At 73.1% G+C, this 3,438-nt stretch carries 1 protein-coding gene; it reads right to left on the bottom strand.

The genetic code is table 11. The features are described from left to right. A partial coding sequence (locus tag IE239_RS41165) for a type I polyketide synthase (RefSeq protein WP_190154562.1) occupies positions 1-3,438 on the bottom strand: 3,438 nt, incomplete at both ends.

Genomic DNA, 3,438 nt, shown 5'->3' with positions numbered 1-3,438 from the left:
CACATACGAAGCAAGACGACCGGCCTGACCCGCCAACCCCTCCCCACCACGACCCGACACCACCCACGGCACCACACCACCGACGACATCACCGACCGCACCACCGGCCACGAACACCGGCACGGCCTCCGCCTGCCCCTGAACCCCCACGGGCAAAGCCTGAACCTGCTCCGCCACAACCGGAGCCTCCTCCAGCACCACATGCGCGTTCGTGCCGCTGATCCCGAACGACGACACACCCGCGCGGCGCGGACGCCCCTCCGTGCGGGCCCAGTCCACGGGCTCCGTGAGCAACGACACCGCCCCCGACGACCAGTCGACATGTGACGACGGCGCGTCGACGTGCAGGGTGCCGGGCACGAGGCCGTGCCGCATGGCGAGCACCATCTTCATCACGCCCGCCATGCCTGAAGCGGTCTGCGTGTGACCGATGTTCGACTTGACCGAGCCGATGAACAGCGGACGGTCGTCAGGCCGGTCCTGTCCGTACGTCGCGAGCAGGGCCTGCGCCTCGATCGGGTCGCCCAGCCGCGTGCCCGTGCCGTGCGCCTCGACGACGTCCACCTCACCGGCGACAAGGCGGGCGTCCGTGAGCGCGGCGCGGATCACTCGTTGCTGCGCGGGTCCGTTGGGTGCGGTCAGGCCGTTGCTCGCACCGTCCTGGTTGACCGCCGAACCACGCACCACCGCCAGCACCGGATGACCGTTGCGGCGGGCGTCCGACAGCCGCTCCAGCAACAGCACCCCCACACCCTCGGCGAGGGAGAAGCCGTCGGCGGCTTCGGCGAAGGGCTTGCACCGACCGTCGGGGGCGAGGCCCCGCTGCCGGCTGAAGCCCACGAGAGGCGCCGGGTCGGCCATGACCATCGCCGCGCCCGCCAGCGCCATCGAGCACTCGCCGGACCGCAGGGCCCGTACCGCGAGATGCAGGGCGACCAGCGACGACGAGCACGCGGTGTCCACCGTCACCGCCGGTCCCTCCAGACCGAGGACGTAGGAGACACGGCCCGATGCGACGGCGGTCGAGGCGCCGGTGACGAGATAGCCCTCGACGCCGTCGGCCCCGTGGGTGAGCCGGGTTCCGTAGTTCTGGTCCGTGAGCCCCGTGAAGACGCCGGTGCTGCTGCCGCGCAGGGTCCTCGGGTCGATGCCGGCCTGCTCGAAGGCCTCCCACGACGTCTCCAGGAGCAGTCGCTGCTGGGGATCCATGGCCGCCGCCTCGCGCGGGGAGATCCCGAAGAAGGCCGCGTCGAACTCCGCGGCATCGTGCAGGAACCCGCCGTGCCGGACGTAACTGGTGCCGTGCCGGTCGGGGTCGGGGTCGTAGAGCCGGGTCGTGTCCCAGCCCCGGTCGGAAGGAAGGCCGGTGATCACGTCCTCGCCGTCGGCGACGACGCGCCAGAGGTCGTCGGGGGACGCGATGCCGCCCGGATAGCGGCATCCCATGCCGACGACGGCGATGAGATCGTCGTCCGTGGCAGACGCACGTGAAGCGGACGAGGGGGCGGCCGACTCCACGTCCTGCCGCGGTGCGGCCTCGTCCCCGACGGCCAGCACGCGGAGGTGGGCGGCGAGGGCGAGCGGAGTGGGGTGGTCGAAGACGACGGTCGTCGGGATCTTCAGACCCGTACGGGAGGTGAGGCGGTTGCGCAGTTCGACGGCGCTGACCGAGTCGAAGCCCAGTTCCTTGAAGGCGTAGTCGGCGTCGACGGCGTCCGCCGAGTCATGTCCGAGGACGGCGGCCGCCTCTGACCGGACGAGGTCCTGCACGAAGCGGTCGTGTTCGGCGGCGGGCAGGGCGCCGAGCCGCTGTGCCAGAGTGGAGGCCGCGGTGGCCACGCCGTGTCCGGCCCGTTCCCCGGCACGGGTCCCCTCGCCGCCCGCGGTCGCGTCCTCCGGTTCCAGCGCGGCGAGGAGCGGGGCGGGCCGGGCGGCGCTGAAGACGGGCACGAAACGTGCCCAGTCGACGTCGGCCACGGCCACGGCCGTGTCGCCGTGGTCGAGCGCATCCTGCAGCGCGACCATCGCGGGTTCCGCGGCGATGACGGGGATGCCGCGGCGGCGCAGCGGATCGCGCATGTCCTCGGCGATCATGCCGCCACCGTCCCAGGGACCCCAGGCCACCGAGAGCACCGGGAGTCCGGGGGTGCGGCGCGCGTGCTCGGCGAGGGCGTCCAGGCAGGCGTTGGCGGCAGCGTAGGCCGCGTGGTCGGCGACGCCCCAGACTCCGGAGATCGAGGAGAAGAAGATCAGTGCGTCCGTCTCGGCCGGGTCCAGGGCCTCGGTGAGGTGCCGTGCTCCGGCGACCTTGCCCTCGAAGACCTCGGCGAACTCCGTCATGCCGAGGTCGGCGAGCGATCCGAGGGTGCCGACGCCCGCGGCGTGCACCACCGTGCGGACCGTACGTCCCTCCGCGCGCAGGGAGTTCAGCAGCTCCCCCAGCGCCGCGCTGTCGGCGACATCGCAAGCCGCGACGGTCAACCGGGCTCCCAGCGCGGTGACTTCGGCCTCCAGTTCCGTCAGGGCCGTGTCGTCGGCCCGGCCTCCACGGCCGACGAGTACGACGTCGTCGGCGCCGCCGCGCGCCAGCCACCGGGCGACGTGCGCGCCGAGCGCACCGGTTCCGCCGGTCACGAGGGCTGTGCCGCGGGGCGTCCAGTGCCGTTCTGGCGACCGTCCGGCGGCCGGCTGCGCGCTTCCTGACAGCGGGGCCGGAACCAGCCGCCGTACGAAGGTGCTGTCGGCGCGCACCGCCACCTGGTCCTCGGCGCTGTCGCCGTAGGAGGCCAGGACGGCGCACAGAGCGCCGGTCTCCCTGGCGTCGAGCCGCTCGGGCAGGTCGACCAGTCCGCCCCAGCGTTGCGGGGACTCCAGGGCCGCCACCCTGCCCAGCCCCCATATGGCCGCCTGCGCCGGCCGGGCGACCGGCTCCTGGTCCCCGACCGCCACGGCGCCTTGCGTGACGCACCACAAGGGTGCACTCACTCCTGTCCGCCCGAGCGCCTGGAGAAGAGAGACGGTGAGCGCGGCCCCGGTGGACAGCACGAGATGACCGGGGAACGGGTCCTCGTCCAGCCCCAGCAGCGAGAGGACGCCGCTGACCGGCGCCGCGGGGTCGGCCAAGGTCTCCTCGAGCGCGGACTTCAGGACATCGCAGTCTGCGTGTCGTGCGGTGAGTTCGAGGACACGCGCGTCCGCGCCGTTCCGGATCAGCGCTTCGGACACGGCGGTGACGAGTGCGGTGTCGGGGTGTCCCTGCGGGACGACGAGGAGCCAGACGCCGGTCAGGGCCACGTCCCGGGCGTCCCGGGCGTCCCGGGCGACCGGCTTCCAGACCACCTTGTACCGCCAGCCGTCCACCGCCGACCGCGTCGTCTGCTCCCTGCGCCAGTCCGCCAGCGCCGGGAGGACACCGGCCAGCGATTCGCTGTCGGCCAC

This window comes from Streptomyces humidus, assembly GCF_014649655.1.
GTDB lineage: Bacteria > Actinomycetota > Actinomycetes > Streptomycetales > Streptomycetaceae > Streptomyces > Streptomyces humidus.
The sequence above is the reverse complement of the archived record's forward strand: the minus strand, read 5'-3'. Positions and strand labels throughout refer to the sequence as shown.